The organism is Hydrotalea sandarakina (assembly GCF_003254115.1).
GTDB classification, from domain to species: domain Bacteria; phylum Bacteroidota; class Bacteroidia; order Chitinophagales; family Chitinophagaceae; genus Hydrotalea; species Hydrotalea sandarakina.
Window position 1 is genome coordinate 149059 of record NZ_QKZV01000006.1, and the last position, 20515, is coordinate 169573.

A 20515-nucleotide genomic window follows, 5' to 3' on the forward strand; every position below is an offset into this window, starting at 1 on the left:
TAACTGTTAATGGTTGAAAACAACTCCCATTTTGCAAATGTGTATTTGCATCTCAAATGCAGGGAATAAATTTTAAGTAAATATATTGCAAATCAATTGTAAGCATTTACCATTCATACAAATTAATGAATATACTTTTAGCCAAATGAAATAACTTCAGCAATTAAATATAAAACCATGCAGCGCATTATTTTCAGCCTTTTAATTGTGATGACATTGGGCACACAACTGATAGCACAACAATTGTATATGCCCAGAAACATTAAAAAAGCTTACGAACAAAAAACACGCTCTTTTAATGGCATGCCGGGAAGCCGCTATTGGCAAAACTCAGGCAATTACTCTATCAATCTGCAATTGCAACCACCTTCCAGAACAGTAAATGGCCAAGAAGACATTACTTATTTTAATAACAGCCCTGACACTTTACCCTACCTTATCATTAAATTAATTTTAAACATCCATAAACCCGGTGTAGTTAGGTATGGCGATGTAAGCGACGACTATTTAACCTCCGGTGTTCACATTGATGAAGTAACTGTAAACGGGAACAAAGTTGATTGGAAAGACCCCAAATATCACAGCACCTGGCAAGTTTTACATTTAAAAGAAAAACTCTTTCCTAAAGATTCTGTTCAATTACATTTTAAATGGCATTTCAATGCCTCAATTGAAAGTGGTCGTGAAGGCATGATTGATTCTACCACTTATTACTTGGCTTATTTCTATCCCCGAGTAGCAGTTTATGATGATTATAATGGATGGGATACCGAGGATTTTACTGATCAACAAGAATTTTATAATGATTTCAATAATTACAAGCTTTCAGTTACCGCACCCAAAAATTTTGTTGTTTGGGCTACAGGCAATTTGTTGAATGAAAAAGAGGTATTATTACCCAATATATATAATCGTTTACAACAAGCTCAAGAATCTGACTCAACAATACACATAGCAACATTAAATGAAATGCTGAACGGTAAAGTAACGCAACCTACTACCAATACATGGAGGTTTAGTGCAGAAAATATAACTGATATGGCTTTGTGTATAAGTGATCATTTTGTTTGGGATGCTGCCAGTGTTATGGTTGCGCCTAACAGAAAAAGAGTGAGTGTGCAAGCTGCTTATAATGATACTGCTAAAGATTTTCATGAAATGGTACAATTTGCACACCATGCCCTTAGTTGGTTTTCGAAATATTGGCCCGGTGTTGCATATCCTTTTCCTAAAATGACTGTTTGCCAAGGATATGCCGACATGGAATATCCCATGATGGTGAATGACGGCACCAACAAAAATCTAACTTTTTCGCGTTTAGTTGCAGAACACGAAATTGCTCATACCTATTTTCCATTTTACATGGGCATAAACGAAAATCGTTTTGCTTTTATGGATGAAGGTTGGGCTACTACTTTTGAATACTTGATTGGTCAATCAGATGTAGGCGAAGAAAAAGCAGCCGATTTTTATAAAAGTTTTAGAGTGAAAGATTGGATTGAAGACCCTGCTGCTGAAGAAGACTTACCTATTATTACACCTGCTAATGTTTTAAGAAATGCTGCTTATGGTAACAATGCTTATGGTAAGGCTTCATTAGGTTATTTAGCGGTAAAAGATATGTTGGGCGATTCATTGTTTAAGCACTGTTTACATACTTATATGAATCGTTGGCATGGCAAACACCCCATTCCATGGGATTTCTTTTATTCATTTAATGACGCTGCTAAACAAAATTTGAATTGGTTTTGGCAAAACTGGTATTTCACCAATGGATACATTGATTTGTCTATACAATCAGTTAAAAAAACAACAAAAGGATATGTGGTTGTTATTAACAATATTGGTGGATTTGATGCGCCATTTGATTTGAAAATTACCTATACAGATGGAACCACAGCCAAACAACACCATACAGCTATGATTTGGAAAAACAACGAAAAACAAGCAACCATTAACTTAAACACCGCAAAACCCATTCAATCTGTATTAATAGACGGCGGTATATTTATGGATGCGAATACAAAGGATAATGAGTGGCGTGTAAAATAAACTCAATAAAAAAGCCTGTGATGTTTTCTTCACAGGCTTTCGTTTAAAATTATTCAACTATTATTATGCACGCTTTTTAGCAACTTTTTTAGCAGTTTTTGCAGATGAACCATGCTCAGCCAAAATCGCATCAATAGCTTTTGAAAATGCAGCTAAAGTAATAGCGTCAGTATATTTAACATCATTCAAGAAAAAGGTAGGAACTTCTTTAACACCTTTTTGTTGACCAAAACTAATATCACCACGCACTTGCCACCCAAAAGTAGAATTCATTAAATCATCTAAAAATACTTTACTGGTAACACCGGCATCACGGGCATAAGATTTTAGGGTAATAGTGCCCAAATTATGTCTATGTTCAAACAATAAATTATGCATTTCCCAAAATTTGCCTTCCTGTCCTGCAGCTATTGCCGCTTCACCCGCTTTTAAAGCACGTTGATGAATATTCGTTAATGGGAAGTGACGGAAGTTTAATTTTACCTCATTGGGATATTTCGCTAAAACTTGTTTTACTACCTCATTTGCAGCGGCACAAGCATCACTTTCATAATCACCAAACATCATTAAAGTTATCGGAGCATCAGCTTTACCTACGAATATGTCTTTGGGCTCAATAATCACCAAGGCTTCTTTGGGTTTCATAGCCATTTGTCATGCATTTTATCAATCAGAAAAAGTAAAAATTCCTCTATTATTTCGAATTTTGGCGCAAAGTAGCATAATTAATGCAAAAACAATCAAATATTTTTTTTATTATTATAACTACTCATTTCTAAACACAACTATTCCATCAAACACATCGACTAATACCGGTTTAGATTTATCAACATCACCCGAAAGTATTTTCTTACTCAACTGGTTCACAATTGATTTTTGAATAAGCCGTTTTAAGGGTCTTGCACCAAACTGAGGGTCAAAACCATTTTCAGCCAAATAATCAATTAAATAATCGCTAAATGTAATTTGTATGCCATTGGCTGCGACTAATTCCTGCAAATTTTTTAACTGTATGTTTACAATTCCTTTTATGTCTTCTTTCATTAAAGGTTGGAACATAATTACCTCGTCCACCCTATTCAGGAATTCGGGGCGAATGGTTTGTTTTAGCAAATTCAATACTTCTTGCTTGGTTTTTTCAACTACTTCCTCTTTATTCTTGTCGTTTACATTTTCAAAAGCATCTTGTATTATTTGACTACCCATGTTGCTGGTCATAATGATGATGGTATTTTTAAAATTAACGGTACGGCCTTTATTATCGGTTAACCGACCATCATCTAATACCTGTAGCAGTACATTGAACACATCGGGGTGTGCTTTTTCAATTTCATCGAGCAATACAACGGAATAGGGTTTGCGTCTAACAGCCTCTGTTAACTGTCCACCTTCATCATAACCCACATAACCCGGAGGAGCACCCACTAAACGAGAAACAGTGTGTTTTTCCTGATATTCACTCATGTCAATACGTGTCATCATATTTTCGTCATCAAACAAATAATCGGCTAAGGCTTTGGCCAATTCTGTTTTACCCACACCGGTTGTTCCCAAGAAAATGAATGACCCAATGGGCTTTTTAGGATCTTGTAATCCTGCCCTGCTTCTTCTAATAGCATCGGCAACAGCAGAAATGGCCTCATCTTGACCCACCACACGCTTATGCAATTCATCTTCTAAATTCAGCAGTTTTTCTCGTTCGCTTTGTAACATTTTAGTTAAGGGTATTCCGGTTGCTTTAGCAACTGACTCAGCAATATCCTCTGCATCAACTTCTTCTTTCAACAACCTTTTTTCAGGAGAAACTTCATTTAATTCATTTGTAAGTTTTACAATTTCAGCTTCTTTTTCTTTTACTTTACCGTAACGAATTTCAGCTACTTTACCATAATCACCTTCACGTTCAGCACGCTCAGCATCTAACTTCAATTGCTCAATTGATGCTTTTGCATTTTGAATTTTTTCAACAATTTCTTTTTCTTGTTTCCATTTTGCTTTTAGTGTATCACGTTCAACGGTAAGTACAGAAATTTCCTGGTTTAATTCCTTCAATTTTTCTTCATCATCTTCCCGTTTAATGGCTTCGCGTTCAATTTCTAACTGACGAATATTTCTTTCCAATTTATCTAACTCTTCCGGCATAGAATTCATTTCAAGCCTTAGTTTGGCAGCACTTTCGTCAATTAAGTCAATAGCTTTATCGGGTAAAAATCGATCGGTAATATAGCGATGTGATAATTCAACTGCAGCAATAATGGCTTCATCCTTAATCCGTACATGGTGATGGGTTTCATACCTATCTTTAATACCACGTAAAATAGAAACGGCATCTTCTACACTTGGCTCATCTACCATTACTTTTTGGAAACGACGTTCCAAAGCTTTATCTTTTTCAAAATACTTTTGATATTCATTTAAAGTAGTTGCGCCAATGGCCCTTAATTCACCACGAGCTAAAGCAGGTTTTAAAATATTGGCAGCATCCATAGCTCCTTCACCGCCACCGGCTCCAATTAAGGTATGAATTTCATCAATGAATAAAATAATTTCACCGTCACTTTCAGCAACTTCTTTTACAACACCTTTTAAACGTTCCTCAAATTCACCTTTATATTTGGCGCCTGCAATTAATTGGCCCATATCAAGCGCATAAATGGTTTTGCTTTTTAAATTTTCAGGCACATCACCATTCACAATACGCATTGCTAAACCTTCAGCAATAGCTGTTTTACCCACACCGGGTTCACCCACCAGAATGGGGTTATTCTTTGAACGGCGCGACAGAATATGCAAGGTCCTTCTAATTTCTTCATCGCGTCCAATAACAGGGTCTAATTTACCGTTACGAGCCAATTCATTTAAATTCTTGGCATATTTCTGTAAAGTATTAAATTGTTGTGATTGTGTTTGCGAATTAACGGTAGCGCCTTTACGCAATTCTTTTACTGCAGCAATAAAACCCTTTTCAGTTAAACCTGCATCTTTTAAAATTTTAGCAGTATCATCATTTACTTGTAAAATACCCAATAAAAGATGTTCAACACTAACAAATTCATCACCAAATTGCTTTAATGATGCATTGGCTTTTAATAAAGCATTGTTCATTTCCCTGCCCAATGCCTGTGCCGGCTCAGTACCTTGCACCTTGGGCAAACGATTAATGCTTTCCTTTACTTTGTTTAATACAAAAGCTACATTTACATTATTCTTTTTTAATAAATAAGTAATTGCGCTATCCTCATCGCTCAATAAAGCCTGCAGCAAATGGTTGGTCTCAATGTTGGGATTGCCGGCATTGTATGCCAATTGCTGGGCAGCTTGAATGGTTTCCTGTGCTTTAATGGTGTAATTATTCAAATTCATATTCAATCAATATTTTAAACGTTAAATTAGCTTTTATTTTTATTTTTGAAAAGTTAAATCACGCCCCAAAATCTCAATTTTGGATAACGTTTGCAGTATATTCACAAATCATAATCCAAGTATTATTTATGGAAATTTTGTCGTTTAAATACACTAAAACCTGTTGTAAAGTCAGTTTATTTCTGGGAATGCTGCTATTCTTTCAGGTTGCAATAGGACAAGCCGGTTTTGAACCATTAGAACAATTTTTGAATAATTCTAAAAAAGAATTAGGAAAGAACTATGTGTGCATGGTCTATCACGATGGCAAATTGGCATTTAAAAAAGAAGCAGGCGATTTAAAAACGAATACTCAAATACCTATTGCCGGAAGTAGCAAATGGCTAACCACTGCATTGGTAATGACATTTGTGGATCAAGGTAAACTTAATTTAGATGATAAGGTTAGCACCTATTTACCCATTTTTGCTACCTATGGAAAGGCTTATATTACCATAAGGCAGTGTTTGAGCCACTTAACTGGCATTCAAGCTCCTGTTGGAGTAGGTAACCTGTTACAGAAAACCAAATTTAATACGTTAGAGGAGGAGGTAAATGCCTTTGCATCGAAAAGAGAAATTCAAGACAACCCGGGTGTAGCATTTCGTTATTCGAATATTGGTTTAAATATTGCCGCAAGAGTTTTAGAAGTGATTAGCAAAAAACAATTTGACCAATTAATGGCTGAAAGAATTTTTAGGCCGTTGAATATGCGCAACTCATCTTTTTATAGTAACAAAGCTGTAAACCCATCAGATGGGGCCGTTGCAACAGCTGCCGATTACATGAATTTTTTAAACATGCTATTAAATAAGGGTATGTTTAATAACAGAAGAATTTTAAGTGAGAAAGCCATTGAAGAAATGGAAAAACCGGAAATGAACCTAAATATGGTACAATATGCACCCGCAATAGGCACAGGATACGTTTATGCTTTAGGTGCTTGGATCATTAATTCCAATGAACAAGGTATGGCAACTGCGCTTGCTGCCCCGGGTTCCAATGGCTGTTACCCTTGGATTGATATATGCCACCATTATGCTGCACTAATATTTGAAACCGGCAAAAATGGGGAACAGAAAAAAGACTGGTACATTCAACTAAAAAACAATGTGGACGATATTATTCCGGGCAACTGTAAATAAGCATTAATTGGCCTTTTTTACCAAAACCATTTGATTCACATCAGCATTACTAATAGTATTGTAATAGTTTACTAAATCGCCATAGGTATTTGCAGGTAATTCTTGTTTAATAGATACTTGTTTGCGAATTACTTGTATGGTGTGATGATTAAAAGAAAAAGCAATATTATAACTGCCAAACTGCGTGTTTAGTTGAATGGGTTGGGGCAATGATTCTACCTCATATTCTGAAGGAACGGCGATATAAATTGTATCACTTTGTACAAAATTTTTATTGATTACTATATTGTTCGTTCTATTTTCATCGGGTTCAAGTTTTTGTTGCCAACGATCAAAAATATTGGGTTTAATAAATAAACGTTTCCCGGTTACCGAAGCGTAACCATTTATTTGAATATCAAAACTTTCATTCACAACAGGTATTACTTTTTTTTCTTCTTTTAACTGAATATGGCTTACTGTATAGGTAGGCAACGAAAAAGATCGATTATAGTATTCTTGTATTTTTTCCGGCGTATAAAAGTTGAGTAGTTCATGAAAAGCATCAGATGGTTGTGCTTCATAACGGGCATGCACTTGCGCAATCAAGTCTCCTTTTTCATTTAAAGTAGCTTGTACCATTCTACTTTCTTGGTTTTGATTGATGGAATATATGGGGGTATGCACAATTACTCCACCGGTATCAGTTATCATCAAGGCGTCTCTATCATCTGTAAAATCAGAAACATAGCCGGCCGGCATTGTTGCATCGGTGCATTCTAACCAAAGTGTATCTGCACCGTTAACATTGGGTACACAAACAGTTGCATGATTAAAATAAGCATTGGGAAAATCGTGGAAAAAAGGAAAATGATTATCCGTTGCATTAATTAAAACATAGTATGCTTTTATACCTGCTTCATTTAATAAGGCTACCATATAATTTGATAACGCTTTACAATCGCCGTATTTATTATTGGCAACATAAGCACAATCGTAAGGCTGCCACCCTCCTATTCCCAATGTAATGTTTATATACCTGGTATTCTTTTGCATGAATTGATATAGAGCGATAATTTTTTGTTGGCGAGTAGATAAACTATCCACAATTTGATGTACTTGCTGCTGAATAACTTCCGGCAACTGATTTCTATTGCTATTCAATTCATTAATGAATTTGCCATAATTGTTCCAACTATCCATACTGCCCTTATAATTTTGCAATTGAAAATGAGTGGCACCAATGAATACATATGGATTTCTTTCAAAACGGTTCGGCTGAAGCGGTTCGTAAGGTGAGGATTTGTAGCCAGACAACTGCCAAGTATATGTTTTTGTGTTACTGTTATCGCTTGAATCAAACTGAATAATTGAAGCCTTTAAAATTTTATACTGTATAGGTTTACTATTTGGATAAGCTACCTGAAACCGGCTTTGCATGACGCTGCAATTAGTACCCAATATCGGTTTCCAATACGGCAATTGAAAGGTATTGGTTTGAGTAATTTCATCGGTATAAACTACTGTATAAGGATAAGTACGATAATAAAAATTGAATGATTTAATTCGCGTATCGTTCGTAAGACTTATATAATCATTATAAGGTTCATCTGTCATTTCCTTCTTTTTTACACTCCGCAATTTTTTCCCGGCAGCATCATATAACACTCCGGTTGCTTCATTCAAAACATTCATTGGATCATAACTTTTATAATACTCAGCATAATCATTTCCATTTTCATTTAAAACAGTAATAGCATATTCATGGCGAATAATTACCTTATTTAAATTTTGAATGGTCACTACAGTATTATCAAATCTTACAACAGCATCGGCATCTTCCTTAAGTGAGTCAGGAATATCATTACAATTTAATGATTGCGCCTTTAATGCATTGTAAGTAGTAAAAATCAATAATATCCACAAGTATTTTAGTTCCATAGTATTACTTATGTATTCTGACAAACATTAAGGTTTAGGTAAGGTTTTATTTTTCTTGAGCACAATTTGCTCACTTTCTTTTTGTACAATAAAAGCATAAAAATCGCGAAGCGTAGCATAGTCTTCAGGACTGAAATTTGCTTTATTCATTAACAAACGGCACCGCATTTGTATATGATTGTTTTTGTTTACAATAATGTATTCAAAACTCCCTTCATTAGCATTTAATTGAACACGAGCAGACTTAGGTAATTCATCAACCATATAACCATCAGGCACTTCCATTTCAAAAATATAAGTTTGGTTGGGGCAATAAGGCATCTCAATGGGATAAATTCTTTGTTGTGCCGTAAATGGATTTTCCAATATTCTATCGGAAAGCATAGGATTTAAGTATATAATATCTTTATCGTCGTTTAGATTTAATGCTGCAGTAAATTGCAATTTTAAAGGATCATCCAGTTCTTTTAAATTATCAGCATGCACATCTGTTAATTGAACCGGAATATTGTATTGATTTTGCATTGCTTTCATATAAGCATCTAATGAGGTACTCATAATAATACCTCGAGCATTTTGAGACTCTATGTTACCAAAAGTTTTATTTACCGACAAATTCAAAGTATGGTTGGCTAAATCTGGTTTTAACTGCACCATATCCATTTCATATTCTTTTAATGAATCAGCATCAAACCGAAGTAAAATGGGATCTTTATCGTTTATTTCACGGGCAAAACCATTATAACAGTATTCAGGCAATTGATTAAACCCAACGTATTTTCTGGATGCATCTAAATAATAATTTACATCATCTACAACCACTCTTGTAATAACGTAGTTGAATTTGTGCATAACAGGATAATCTCTTAAGACTTTCTCATGATGACGAGTACTTAAAATAACAGGATAAGCTTCCAGTCCTACCTGCTTTAGCATTGCAGTTAATACCATATTAATATCTGCAACATTCCCTTTACGGGTTTGTACTACTTTTTTTAATGGTTGCGACAAAAGTCTTGAACTATGATCAATGCAATTATAATTGTTTCGAACAAAGGCAAATATGCCTTGTACTTTTTCCAAATTATTGGTAGCATTAGCTGTTGCAGTTTGAATATCATCTTTTAACCAAGTATTGTCATACTTCAACTCTAATCCAAAATAAGGGTTATTCAATAATTGTTCAGATACTTTATTCCAACTCTGTGCCACTTTTTCTACATCTTCTTCCGGCATACGAATCTCCGATAATTGAAATTCAATACCACTAACATAATTATCCGCACTTGTCATGAAGGGTTGTGCATGAAATGCAGGCACGTTTTTCATAGCCCAAATATGTTTAGTAGCCTGTGTACTAACAGCTAATGTATTACCTCCCAGCGTAGCACCATTTCGTTTATCACGTATATAGTACTGTTCCCTTACATCAGTAGCTGTATCTAAAACATAATCTTGTATTCCTTTTTTTATAATGGCATAATTAAAAAAGTATGGCACATTTACTTCATAGGAACTATATAAAACCGGATACGATTGCTGAAAATCCCAATCAGGCATAAAATAATAACTGGGCAAATTCAATTTAATTTGAAATTCAGCAATAGAACCTTCCTTTACGTTAGGAAATGTGAATTTGTAAATTGTTTCATCATGATTCACTTCCGTGTACAAAGCCGATTTATCTAATTTGGTTTCTACTACCTGCCCATTTTCCAGGTTAAAAGTAGAAGCCTCTAATGAAATTAATTTGGTTTGATAATCGTCTGATATATAAACAGGAATATTAACCGTTGCAACGCCAAATCCATTTTTATTCATGAAACGAATACGGGTATGCTGTTCATACACAACAGAAAAGAATCCATCATTATTACCCACGTAACTTGATTTCCCGTTATTAAATAAATATACAGCACCGGCAGAAGAATCCACACTATAAAAAGTGGGGTCAAAATCACTTGGCTTAATCTGCCCAAACTTTAAATTTTCCTTTGATTTTTGTGCGTAAATAACATTAGCAGAACAAAAAACAGCTAATAACAATAATTTGCTAACCCATTTCATAGAATAAGTGTTAAGGGGTGTATCTTTATTTTTGCTCTATCAATAATACATAAAAAAATTTATTCATTAACATTTTATTAATAAAAAATTTTGAGCACATTTTCGCAAAAAAATACTCAAATTGTTAAACAAACTGCGAAGCAGTTAGGATTTGATTATTGTGGTATTGCCAAAGCAGAATTTTTAGCCGATGATGCCAAAAAGTTAGAAAACTGGCTTAAAAAAGGAATGCATGGCAAAATGCAATACATGGAAAATTATTTCGATTTAAGAACTGACCCTCGAAAGCTTTTTCCCGGAGCAAAATCGGTTATTACGCTTTTAAAAAATTATTTCCCTGCACAACAACAAAACATTGATGCACCTAAAATTGCCCGGTATGCTTATGGGCAAGACTACCATGAAGTAATTAAACAACAATTAAATACATTTTTAAATCATTTAACTTCTTACATTGGCCATGTTGCGGGGCGAGGTTTTGTAGATTCTGCACCGGTTTTAGAACGTGCATGGGCACAAAAAAGCGGATTGGGTTGGATTGGAAAAAATGGCAACTTAATTCATCCGAAAGCAGGTTCCTTTTATTTTATTGCTACGCTAATAACGGATTTAACATTGGAATATGATAATCCATTAGCAAAAGATTACTGCGGTACCTGTACAAGGTGCATAGATGCCTGTCCAACACAAGCTATTTTACCCAACAAAACCATTAATGGCAGCCAATGTATAGCCTATTTTACCATTGAGTTGAAAGATTTGCTTATACCGGATGAACAAAAAGGGAAATTTAAGAATTGGATGTTTGGGTGTGATATTTGTCAGGAAGTATGCCCTTGGAATAGATTTAGTAAACCCACTAACGAACCCGCCTTTACGCCTATTCCCGAAATATTAGAACTAAGTACTAAAGAATGGTTACAATTGAATGAAGAATCTTTTAAAAAAATATTTAAGCACTCCCCTTTAAAACGAAGCAAATTCAAAGGCATACAACGCAACCTGAAATTTATTTTGCATGATGAAGCAATTAATTAATGTACACCACCACAAATGAAAACATATTGAAATGCACCCCTAATTTTGCATTATGAATTTAATTGAACGCGATGCAAAAGTAATATGGCACCCATTTACGCCACAAAAAAATAGAAGCAACCCAATTCCCATTACACATGGCAAGGGCACATTATTGTTTGATGCCGATGGAAAAAGTTATATTGATGCAATTAGTAGTTGGTGGGTAAACATACATGGACATGCACACCCCTATATTGCCGAAAAGCTTTACCAACAAGCCCTTACATTAGAACAAGTAATATTTGCCGGATTTACACACGAACCTGCAGTTCAACTGGCAGAAAGATTATTGAAAATTTTACCGGGTAATTTTAGCAGAATATTTTACAGTGATAATGGCAGTACTTCTACTGAAGTGGCTTTGAAAATGGCCATACAATATTGGTGGAATGAACAGCAATTTCATAGAAAAAAAATAATTGCATTTAAAAATGCGTATCATGGTGATACGTTCGGGGCCATGAGTGTTAGCGACAGAAGTGTATTTACGTTAGCCTTTCATGATTTATTATTCGAGGTAATTTTTATTGATACGCCAACTAATGAAAATATCAACAATTCCCTTTCTATTATAGAACAACATGCAAATGAAGTAGCTGCATTTATTTATGAACCTTTGGTACAAGGTGCAGGTGGATTAAAAATGTATGATGCCCATTTATTGGAACGATTAATTGCAACAGCGAAAAAAAATCAAATTATTTGCATTGCCGATGAAGTAATGACAGGCTTTTACAGAACGGGAAAAACTTTTGCATCTGAATATGTATCATTACAGCCCGATATTATTTGCCTAAGCAAAGCATTAACAGGTGGAACGATGGCATTAGGTGTTACCGCTTGTACAGATAGAATTTATAATGCTTATGTGCAAGATGACGCACTGAAAACCTTTTTTCATGGGCACTCATTCACTGCCAATCCTTTGGCGTGTACGGCTGCTTTGGCCAGTTTAGATTTGTTACAACAACCCAATACCGTTGCTAAAGTTGAATGGTTAGTGCTTCAAATTAAAAACTTTTCTCAACAATTATTGCTATTAAAAGCACCCATAAAAAACATTAGAGTATTAGGTACAATTTTAGCTTTTGAAATTACCAGCGGTAAAGACGAATACTTAAATAACATAAGCCAAATCATTACACAATCGGCATTACAGCAAGGTATTTATTTAAGGCCATTAGGTAATACAGTATATATTATGCCACCGTATTGTATTACTGAAGCAGAATTGAACAAGGTGTTTGAGGTTATTAAAAACATTGTATTACAGCATGAATAAAAATATACAACATCTGTATCATATTGCACAAAAACCGGTAAAACATATACTGGGTCTAATGAGTGGTACATCGTTAGATGGATTAGATATAGCTTTATGCAGTTGTGAAGGCAGTGGCAATAACACTAAAATAAAAGTAATTCAGTTTAAAACTGTTCCTTATAATACAACTTTTAAAAATGAAGTAAAATCTATTTTCAGCAACCGTCATGCCGATCTGCAAAAAGTATGCATTTTAAATGAATGGGTAGCAGAAGAACATGCAAAAATAATTTTGTCAACTTTATTGGAATGGAATGTTGCTGTAAAAGATGTTGATATTATAGCCAGCCATGGGCAAACAATTTATCATGCCCCTAAAAGATTACATCAATTACCCGGTTTTAACAATGCCACATTACAAATTGGCGATGGTGATCATTTAGCTGTTAAAACAGGCATTATTACGATTAGCGATTTTAGACAAAAACATGTTGCTGCCGGTGGCGAAGGTGCACCATTAGCTGCTTATGGCGATTATTTTTTATTTGCGAGTGAAAAAGAAAATCGCATTATGTTAAACATTGGCGGTATTGCCAATTTCACATTTTTACCTGCAAATGGCAATATTGAACAAATATTCTGCAGCGATACCGGACCCGGTAATACTTTAATGGATGCTTATATTCAAAATAATTTTCCGGGGCAATTTTATGATGAAAATGCCGCTATTGCCTTAAAAGGAAAAGTGATAAAAGCCTTGCTAGATTCATTGAAAGCAGATACTTTTTTTAAAACCAGTTTTCCTAAAACCATTGGGCCGGAATTATTCAATTTAGCATATCTGGAACAAGCATTGAAAAATGCAAATATTCACCAATATAGCCATGAAGATGTAATGGCAACACTTAATTTGTTTACGGCTGAAACCATTGCTGAAGCCATACATGCCACCATACACTCAAAACAGGAATATACCATTTACTGCAGCGGCGGTGGCATGCACAATCCTTTACTCATGCACCATTTAAAGCAATTATTGCCAAACTTTCAATTTAAAACCACCAACGATTTAAATATAAACCCCGATGCAAAAGAAGCCGTTTTATTTGCAGTATTAGCCAATGAATGCATAAGCGGCAATGGTTTAGCGTTAGGAAAAGGGCAGCCAGCCATTACCATGGGTAAAATTAGCTTTCCGAATTAATGCTGTTTTTCAACCAACGTTTGTAACGCGGTAAGATTTTGTTCAAGCATGGTACCAATAATTTTGTCGCTTACCATAGCACCAAATCTTTGCCAAGGGTACCACTGTAAAAATTGTTCATATTGCCACTGAACAACTGTAGATGTATTGTTTTGTGCAGGTATTAATTGTAATGTTGAGATAAGCGGTTTGCCCTTTGAATTTTGCCAAATAGAAACAACAGAATCGGCTGTAACTTTTTGAATAGTAACCCAACGGTTACCTATTTGTGCTTCATTTGCATTTTTAATATGCACATTTTGCTCGTGCATACCTGCAACCCATTTGCTCCAACCGTTAATGGTTTGTACATACGGCCTAATACTATCGGCCGGCGCTTGAATAGTAATTGCCCGGGAAACAATGATGTGAGATGGAAAAATAAAAGCTAAAATCTGTACCAGAATGGCCAGAATAACAACACTAAAAAAAGCTTGTTTCAATAATTTCATAAAACACTATTCCCACTTAAAGGTTTTTATAGCCACATAATAAATAAGCACCCCCCAAATAGCTAATATTCCTATTTCTTTCCATACACTTATTAAAGATGCTCCTTCAAAAGAAATAGCCCGCATGGCATTATTAAATTGTGTTAACGGTAATGCATTACAAAAGGGTTGCATCCAGGCGGGGAAATTATCAATTGAAAAAAAAGTACCTGCCAATAAAAACTGTGGTAATGTAAAAATATTGGCAAAAGGCGGAATAGTACTTTCATTTTTGGCAATACCACTTACAATAAATCCAAAACCCATGAAAACGATTAATGCCAGAAAGCTCAGAATCATAATATTAATAAAAGTAACAATTCCATGTACTAACGTAAAATGGAAGAAAATTTTTCCAACTACAATAATTACAACTGCTGTTATGAGTTGAAAAATAATACGTCCTAATGCCTCTCCGAGAACAATGTATGAGCGTTTAATAGGTGTAGCAAAAAAGCGCTTCAACACCAAATGTTGCCGCAAATTAAAAAACAGAAATGCCACACCGAAAACTCCGGCACTTAATAAAGAAAAGCCTAACTGCCCGGGTAAAATAAAGTCAATTGTTCGGTAAACTCTGCCAGGAATTTTTTGTATATCATTGCTGATATTAGCAATACTGGGCATATTTGGATACATCTTTGCATTAATTCCGGTTATTACCGATTGAATGATTTGTTTTAAAACTGCCAGATTTTGAGGACTAACGGACTCAGAACTCTTTAATTCAATAGTATATGGAATTGCCGGATTGTTTGAACGCACAATTTTTATAATCGCAGTAATTCTCCCCTTTTCTAAATCTTCTTTTAGCTGCTCATCCGATTTATCTTTAAACTTTAGGTTACTGATACTTTTTAAGGCAGGATAAATAACATTGGTTGTATCCGAATTTTTATCCATTACAACATTCAAAGAAACGCCACCGCTATTACCCAAAAAGCCAAAAACCAATATAAATACTAATGGGAACCCAATACTAAAAGCAATGGAAGAGGGACTGCGCAATGTAGCCCTAAGGCTAGCTTTGGTAATTGCCAGCATAGCGGTTATTTGATTATACTTTTTTTCCATATTACTTTAAATGTGCAGCAAAGCTATCTGTTTATTGCTCTTGTACAAAACAAAAGCCGGCAATTTACTTTCCTCAATTAAAAATATATTAAAGCTAAATGCCTTTTTCTAAAAAAGCTGTTTTAAATATCAAGGCTATTTTGTATTTTACTGAACACACTAAAATCAATTTTATATGTTTGAAGAAATAATGCAACTGGTTAAACAACATGCACAAGATGCAGTTGTCAATAATCCCGCCGTTCCAAATGAAAATAATGAAGCTGTTATGCAGGAAGCAGGAAGTTCTATTGTAAACGAATTAAAAAATTTATTTAATAGTGGGGGCATAAGCAATTTATTTCAAGGCGAAAATTCAGGCACACAAAGCACAGCCATTCAAAACATTTCAAACAATTTTATTAATAATATTACCCAAAAACTGGGCATCGCACCCGAAACAGCCACCGGTATTGCAGCCTCAGTTGTGCCCAATGTTATGTCAAGCATTCAAAATATGGGTAACCAACAAGGTGGTATTCAAAATTGGTTAAATAATTTTACTTCAGGCAGTAACATTGGAAATATTGTAAATAATATTGGCGGGAAATTAGGTTTAGATAAAGATGGTGACGGCGATGTTGATTTTGATGATTTGAAAAAAATGTTCTAGCTAAACATTGATGCCATTTTATCACTCCTAAAAATTGCCTTATGAAATACGTGAAACTTTTCACAAAATTAAATATTATTTTTTTATTATTCATTATTACAACCAATCACCTAACAGCACAATCATTACCAACCCGTTGGGATGAATTAACTGCTAGCGATTGGGATAATGCGCTGAAAAAATCAAACTATACTTGCATTTTGCCCATTGGAATTTTAGAAAAACATGGTCCACATGTACCTATCGGTTCTGATTTAATCAGAGTGCGCGAATATGCGGCACGTGCTACAAAAAAAGAATATGCCGTTGTTTTTCCTGATTATTTCTATGGGCAAATTAATGAAGCAAAGCATCAGCCCGGAGTATTTGCTTTGAAAGAAAATGTTGTTTGGAATTTGTTGGAAGCCACCTGCGATGAAATTGCCAGAAATGGGTTTAAAAAAATTATTATTGTGAATGGTCATGGTGGGAACCCGGAACTCATTCGCTATTTCATTCAAACACGATTAGAACAACCCCATAATTATGCCGTTTACTTTTTTGAACCCCATAGCGATAGTGCATATTTACAACAATTTAAAAAACTGCATCGTTCGCCCATAAGTGGTGATATGCATGCAGGGGAAAATGAAACGTCAGAATTATTGTATTTAAGGCCTGAATTGGTTAAAATGGATAGTGCCAAAAATGAATCTGGCGCGAACCAACATCGCCTGAATATTCCAAATGTTTATACTGCCATTTGGTGGTATGCCGATTTCCCAAATCATTATGCCGGCGAAGGCGATAAAGCCACCAAAGAATTGGGCGAATTACAAGTAAACCACGTTGTAAATCAATTATCAGAGGCAATTAAAGCCGTAAAAGCAGATAATGCTACGCTTCTATTACAGCAAGAGTTTTATAACAGAGTTAGGCATTAATGTTTTAAGTAGATTAGAAATTGATGCAGCTTACAACGTAAACACAATTTCACTATTCAATAAAATACAATTCGAATAGCATTCATTTAAATGTTGAGAAGAAGCCTCTATACAGGTGAAATTTCTTAGCAAAATCATTACAATTGTTGTAGTATTGCCCCCTGCTTTTTGTAATTAAAAAAATGTTCATGGAGCAAAGTACTAAAACAGTTTACATTTTATTAGGCAGTAATTTAGGCGACCGATTCAATTATATTCAACAAGCAATAAATGAAATTGAACAAACATGCGGTAATATAATTTTAAGTTCATCGGTTTATGAAACCGAAGCTTGGGGAGTCTCTTCTAACCCGCCCTATTTAAATCAGGTAATAGCTATTCAAACTTTTTTTGAGCCTGAATCACTAATGCAAACTTTATTAAATATTGAAGAAAAACTGGGCAGAGTTAGAACAGAACGTTATGCAGATAGAACCATAGATATAGACATTTTATTGATAGATAATTTAGTATTAACAACACCCCTTTTAACAGTACCACATCCGGCAATGGCAGAACGCAAATTTGTTTTAGTGCCTTTGCAGGAAATAGCACCCCAATTAACACACCCGGTTACTCAAATTTCTATTACGCAAATGTTACAACAGTGCAACGATAAACTTAAGGTAGAAAAATTTTTAAATCATCCATAAATTTATTGAATCTATATTGTACAGCTGAATGAAATACCATTACATTACCATTGAAGGAAATATTGGCGCAGGCAAAACCACATTGGCACATTTACTTGCCAAACATTACAATGCCAGAATAATATTAGAAGCATTTGCCGATAATCCATTTTTGGAAAAATTTTATGCCGATCCTGAAAAGTTTGCTTTCCCTTTAGAATTGTTTTTTATGGCTGAACGTTTTAAGCAACTAAAAAACATGTTGCACACTAACGATTTATTCAGCAGCATAACCATTAGTGATTACTTGTTTTCAAAATGCTTGTTGTTTGCAAAAGTGAATTTACCCGATGAGGAATTTAGACTTTACCAAAAGTTGTTTGACATTATGCAGCAACAAATTGCTTTCCCCGATATTCTTATATACTTACATGCACCTGTACAAAAACTGCAACAAAACATTAAGAAAAGGCAACGTAGTTATGAACAAAATATTCCGGATAGTTATTTATTTAATTTGCAGGAAACCTACACCCAATACATTAAGCAACATAACATAAAAACATTGTTTATTGACGTATCCAATGCCGATTTTTTAGGCAACCCTATGCACCTTAAAGTAATTACAGATGCATTAGAACGAGATTATGAAGCGGGGCAGCATTTTTTTTCATTACCCTAACTTTTGCATGCAATTGTCATTTACTTTCGTAATTCGTAAAATTAATCTACACGTGAATGGAAGATAATACCCGACACGATGCATTTGCATCGATGCGGATTCCGGAATTTAGAAACTTAATGATTGGCCGCTTTGCATTCATTATGGGCCTGCGCATGATGGCAACTTTGCTGGGTTGGTGGATTTATGAATTAACCAATGCACCCTTTGCCATTGGTTTAATTGGTTTATCTGAAGTAATACCCGCCATATCGCTTGCATTGTATGCAGGGCACGTTATTGATATTAGTGAAAAGCGCAAGTTGCTTTTAACTTGTATAAGTTTATATTTGGTTGCTGCCATTTTACTTACATTGCTTTCTACACATTTCACAGCAACAGTTCTACACAATCACGTTATAGCAGCTATTATTTATATCATTGTATTTGGAACCGGTATTATTCGTTCTTTTACCGGACCAACCTTTAGTTCATTATTGGGGCATATTGTGCCGAAAAAAATTATTGCGAATGCCACAACCTGGAGCCAAGGCACATGGCTTTCTGCATCAGTTACCGGCCATGCTACTGCCGGATTTTTAATTGCCGGATTTGGCAATACAGGTACCCTTATTGCAGTTATCATTTTGGTTAGCATTGCACTTTCAGTACTTTTCTTACTAAAAGCCAAACCGCCTTTAAATGAACGAGGTGAAAAACGAACTTGGGAAAGTGTAAAAGAAGGACTTCATTTTGTTTACAGAACAAAGGAATTATTAAGTGCCATTACGCTTGACTTATTTGCCGTTTTTTTTGGTGGTGCGGTGGCTATGATACCGGTATATGCCAGAGACATATTAAAAGTTGGACCAGAAGGCTTTGGCTTTTTGAATGGTGCATCCGACCTGGGTTCAATTTGCATTGTAATTTGGTTAACGCTATTCCCTTTACGTAAACAGCAAGGCCGTAAGTTATTAATAGCTGTAGGTTTATTTGGTGCTTGTATTATTGTTTTTGCACTATCAAAAGTTTTCTGGTTATCCTTCATTGCACTATTAATTTCAGGAATTGTAGATGGCGTTAGTGTAGTAGTTAGAGGAACCATCATGCAATTAAAAACACCCGACAATATGCGAGGTCGCGTACTTAGTGTTAGCTCTATGTTTGTAAATTCCAGTAATGAATTGGGGCAATTTGAAAGTGGTATGGCTGCTAAATTAATGGGGGTTGTCCCGTCAGTTGTATTTGGCGGATGTATGACTTTACTGGTAGTGATTGTTACGTGGGTTAAAGTACCGGTGTTAAGAAAAATGGAATACTAAATTTTTAAAGTTATCATCAATGCTACATTCAGCAATTGCTTAGCTTTTCCAACACGTAAAATACAGCCGGACAAAATTCTGCATTTTTTAAAGTAATATTCATTCTTTTCAATAGCACGTCTTCATCAGTATAAGGGAACCGTGCACAATCAGATGGGCGAACATCATATATTGAGCATGCATTCCCTTCACCCAAAAATGCGCAAGGTGTTTGTTTTACAACATAATCACCTTCTTCATCTAAACGCAAATAGGTATCAATAAATACACTTTCTTTTAGCTTTAAATGCTTACTAATACGTTTAATATCGGGCGTTTTAAATCGGGGCGAATAATTTTTGCAGCAAGCAGCACAATTCAAACAATCAATTTGTGCAAAAGCCTCTTCATGCAAAGCAGGTAATTGTTTCAAAACCTTATTACGTTGCACACGCTGAAGCCAGTTTTTATACTTTTTTTTGTTAGCTGCACTTTGTTGTTGCCAATTTTCGGTTATTACACTCATTGAATAAAATTACAACGTGCAAAGATAACCAAACATTCCCCTT

At 35.0% G+C, this 20515-nt stretch carries 17 protein-coding genes; 10 read left to right on the forward strand and 7 right to left on the reverse strand.

The annotated features are described in order from the left end of the window. The first annotated feature begins 177 nt into the window (after positions 1-177). The gene (locus LX80_RS10250; protein ID WP_111296014.1) at positions 178-2052 is read left to right on the forward strand and encodes a M1 family metallopeptidase; all 1875 of its coding nucleotides are present in this window, start codon (positions 178-180) and stop codon (positions 2050-2052) included. A gap of 63 nt (positions 2053-2115) precedes the next feature. Here LX80_RS10250 and LX80_RS10255 read toward each other — a convergent pair whose 3' ends face one another. Next, positions 2116-2703, reverse strand: coding sequence for a DsbA family protein (locus tag LX80_RS10255; RefSeq protein ID WP_111296017.1), 588 nt, complete (start codon positions 2701-2703; stop codon positions 2116-2118). A 114-nt stretch (positions 2704-2817) separates the two neighbouring features. Beyond that, entirely contained in the window at positions 2818-5415 is a 2598-nt protein-coding gene (clpB, locus tag LX80_RS10260; protein ID WP_111296020.1) for an ATP-dependent chaperone ClpB, read from the reverse strand. A 128-nt stretch (positions 5416-5543) separates the two neighbouring features. Between clpB and LX80_RS10265 the strand changes: the two genes are divergently transcribed. Then, positions 5544-6599, forward strand: coding sequence for a serine hydrolase domain-containing protein (locus tag LX80_RS10265; protein WP_111296023.1), 1056 nt, complete (start codon positions 5544-5546; stop codon positions 6597-6599). Positions 6600-6602: 3 nt separating this feature from the next. Here the strand turns inward: LX80_RS10265 and LX80_RS10270 are convergent, their stop codons facing one another. Together LX80_RS10270 and LX80_RS10275 are read right to left on the reverse strand one after the other, a co-directional pair. Then, positions 6603-8543, reverse strand: coding sequence for a DUF3857 domain-containing protein (locus LX80_RS10270; protein WP_146250471.1), 1941 nt, complete (start codon positions 8541-8543; stop codon positions 6603-6605). A 3-nt stretch (positions 8544-8546) separates the two neighbouring features. After that, complete coding sequence (locus LX80_RS10275) at positions 8547-10586, reverse strand: DUF3857 domain-containing protein (protein ID WP_111296029.1); 2040 nt, start codon at positions 10584-10586, stop codon at positions 8547-8549. 90 nt (positions 10587-10676) lie between these two features. On the opposite strand from LX80_RS10275, the gene queG reads away from it, so the two are divergent. Genes queG through LX80_RS10290 form a run of 3 tightly spaced genes read left to right on the forward strand, consistent with a single transcriptional unit; the run spans position 10677 to position 14134 of the window. Continuing rightward, complete coding sequence (queG, locus tag LX80_RS10280; protein WP_111296032.1) at positions 10677-11624, forward strand: tRNA epoxyqueuosine(34) reductase QueG; 948 nt, start codon at positions 10677-10679, stop codon at positions 11622-11624. A gap of 52 nt (positions 11625-11676) precedes the next feature. Then, a complete protein-coding gene (gene bioA, locus LX80_RS10285) occupies positions 11677-12948 on the forward strand; it encodes an adenosylmethionine--8-amino-7-oxononanoate transaminase (protein ID WP_111296034.1) in 1272 nt (423 codons plus the stop codon). Next, positions 12941-14134 (forward strand): anhydro-N-acetylmuramic acid kinase, encoded by a 1194-nt coding sequence (locus LX80_RS10290; RefSeq protein WP_111296037.1) that lies wholly within the window; start codon positions 12941-12943, stop codon positions 14132-14134. Before bioA ends, LX80_RS10290 begins: the two co-directional genes overlap by 8 nt. Here the strand turns inward: LX80_RS10290 and LX80_RS10295 are convergent. Both LX80_RS10295 and LX80_RS10300 read right to left on the reverse strand, forming a co-directional pair. After that, positions 14131-14625 carry an SRPBCC family protein gene (locus LX80_RS10295; protein ID WP_111296040.1) on the reverse strand — a complete coding sequence of 165 codons (495 nt, stop codon included), beginning with the start codon at positions 14623-14625 and terminating at the stop codon, positions 14131-14133. The genes LX80_RS10290 and LX80_RS10295 overlap by 4 nt on opposite strands. Positions 14626-14631: 6 nt before the next feature. After that, complete coding sequence (locus LX80_RS10300) at positions 14632-15738, reverse strand: ABC transporter permease (protein WP_111296042.1); 1107 nt, start codon at positions 15736-15738, stop codon at positions 14632-14634. A 175-nt stretch (positions 15739-15913) separates the two neighbouring features. On the opposite strand from LX80_RS10300, the gene LX80_RS10305 reads away from it, so the two are divergent. From LX80_RS10305 to LX80_RS10325, 5 genes are all read left to right on the forward strand, one after another. Beyond that, the gene (locus tag LX80_RS10305) at positions 15914-16390 is read left to right on the forward strand and encodes a DUF937 domain-containing protein (protein ID WP_111296045.1); all 477 of its coding nucleotides are present in this window, start codon (positions 15914-15916) and stop codon (positions 16388-16390) included. 41 nt (positions 16391-16431) lie between these two features. Further along, on the forward strand, positions 16432-17313 hold the full coding sequence (locus LX80_RS10310; RefSeq protein ID WP_111296047.1) for a creatininase family protein: 882 nt from the start codon (positions 16432-16434) through the stop codon (positions 17311-17313). 188 nt (positions 17314-17501) lie between these two features. After that, positions 17502-18005 (forward strand): 2-amino-4-hydroxy-6-hydroxymethyldihydropteridine diphosphokinase, encoded by a 504-nt coding sequence (gene folK, locus LX80_RS10315; protein WP_111296050.1) that lies wholly within the window; start codon positions 17502-17504, stop codon positions 18003-18005. 28 nt (positions 18006-18033) lie between these two features. Further along, positions 18034-18666, forward strand: a complete 633-nt coding sequence (locus tag LX80_RS10320; protein ID WP_111296053.1) for a deoxynucleoside kinase — start codon at positions 18034-18036, stop codon at positions 18664-18666. Between the two features lie 56 nt (positions 18667-18722). Next, positions 18723-19967 (forward strand): MFS transporter, encoded by a 1245-nt coding sequence (locus tag LX80_RS10325; RefSeq protein ID WP_111296056.1) that lies wholly within the window; start codon positions 18723-18725, stop codon positions 19965-19967. A 28-nt stretch (positions 19968-19995) separates the two neighbouring features. Here the strand turns inward: LX80_RS10325 and LX80_RS10330 are convergent, their stop codons facing one another. Then, positions 19996-20472: a YkgJ family cysteine cluster protein gene (locus tag LX80_RS10330; RefSeq protein ID WP_111296058.1), complete on the reverse strand. Its 477-nt coding sequence runs from the start codon at positions 20470-20472 to the stop codon at positions 19996-19998. Between the last annotated feature and the right edge of the window lie 43 nt (positions 20473-20515).

Excerpts from the sequence above, each read along its gene's own strand:
- bioA (WP_111296034.1), top strand. The coding sequence starts at position 11,677 with ATGAATTTAATTGAACGCGATGCAAAAGTAATATGGCACCCATTTACG.
- LX80_RS10330 (WP_111296058.1), bottom strand. The coding sequence starts at position 20,472 with ATGAGTGTAATAACCGAAAATTGGCAACAACAAAGTGCAGCTAACAAA.
- LX80_RS10320 (WP_111296053.1), top strand. The coding sequence starts at position 18,034 with ATGAAATACCATTACATTACCATTGAAGGAAATATTGGCGCAGGCAAA.
- LX80_RS10250 (WP_111296014.1), top strand. The coding sequence starts at position 178 with ATGCAGCGCATTATTTTCAGCCTTTTAATTGTGATGACATTGGGCACA.
- LX80_RS10325 (WP_111296056.1), top strand. The coding sequence starts at position 18,723 with ATGGAAGATAATACCCGACACGATGCATTTGCATCGATGCGGATTCCG.
- LX80_RS10310 (WP_111296047.1), top strand. The coding sequence starts at position 16,432 with ATGAAATACGTGAAACTTTTCACAAAATTAAATATTATTTTTTTATTA.
- LX80_RS10275 (WP_111296029.1), bottom strand. The coding sequence starts at position 10,586 with ATGAAATGGGTTAGCAAATTATTGTTATTAGCTGTTTTTTGTTCTGCT.
- folK (WP_111296050.1), top strand. The coding sequence starts at position 17,502 with ATGGAGCAAAGTACTAAAACAGTTTACATTTTATTAGGCAGTAATTTA.
- LX80_RS10295 (WP_111296040.1), bottom strand. The coding sequence starts at position 14,625 with ATGAAATTATTGAAACAAGCTTTTTTTAGTGTTGTTATTCTGGCCATT.
- LX80_RS10300 (WP_111296042.1), bottom strand. The coding sequence starts at position 15,738 with ATGGAAAAAAAGTATAATCAAATAACCGCTATGCTGGCAATTACCAAA.
- LX80_RS10255 (WP_111296017.1), bottom strand. The coding sequence starts at position 2,703 with ATGGCTATGAAACCCAAAGAAGCCTTGGTGATTATTGAGCCCAAAGAC.
- LX80_RS10290 (WP_111296037.1), top strand. The coding sequence starts at position 12,941 with ATGAATAAAAATATACAACATCTGTATCATATTGCACAAAAACCGGTA.
- clpB (WP_111296020.1), bottom strand. The coding sequence starts at position 5,415 with ATGAATTTGAATAATTACACCATTAAAGCACAGGAAACCATTCAAGCT.
- LX80_RS10305 (WP_111296045.1), top strand. The coding sequence starts at position 15,914 with ATGTTTGAAGAAATAATGCAACTGGTTAAACAACATGCACAAGATGCA.
- LX80_RS10265 (WP_111296023.1), top strand. The coding sequence starts at position 5,544 with ATGGAAATTTTGTCGTTTAAATACACTAAAACCTGTTGTAAAGTCAGT.